Below are 557 nucleotides of genomic sequence, written 5' to 3'. Positions count from 1 at the left end.
TCATTGATAATTAGGGTTCCCATATCTATTCCTCCTCACTTTCAAATAATTTGACTGCGACATAGCATGATAAAAATCCCACAATACACAAGATTCCAATACAAGAGGGCGTGGAAAAGAAGAGTCTGGTAATGCTAGCGGACATCGTACCAGATGAAATATGTGGTAATGACCACTTGAAGACAACAGAAAGCGGCAACGGGAAGCGATTATATTGTAATGAAGTGACAAAGCTCAATATTGTATATGACAAACTTACCACAAACGACATTAAGTAATTCTTTTTCATTTTCAAGACGACTATCAGTAATGGTAGATCAGCAACGGTTACCATTACACCAATGATCAGGCCGATCCCAAGGGTGGTAAAGAATTGCCCCAGATCAATATTTCCGCGTACCACACCTAATATAATGGGCAATATTAAAGAGACAACTGCGAAAATCACCCCGATAATTAATGTTGCAATAATTTTTGCTAATAATAGACTCCTTTTAGAAACCCGGAATGTCAACTCAAGTAATAACCTTATTTAAATCGGTTAGTGATATAATTTG

Annotated in this window: 1 protein-coding gene; it reads right to left on the bottom strand. The window is 37.0% G+C overall.

Translation table 11 applies throughout. The features are described from left to right. Positions 1 to 25: 25 nt before the first annotated feature. Positions 26 to 514 (bottom strand): ABC transporter permease, encoded by a 489-nt coding sequence (locus tag FC82_RS16620; RefSeq protein WP_268873510.1) that lies wholly within the window; start codon positions 512 to 514, stop codon positions 26 to 28. Positions 515 to 557: the final 43 nt, after the last annotated feature.

It is taken from the genome of Secundilactobacillus collinoides DSM 20515 = JCM 1123 (genome assembly GCF_001435975.1).
GTDB classification, from domain to species: Bacteria; Bacillota; Bacilli; order Lactobacillales; family Lactobacillaceae; genus Secundilactobacillus; species Secundilactobacillus collinoides.
This window is presented reverse-complemented; position numbering and strand designations above follow the sequence as displayed.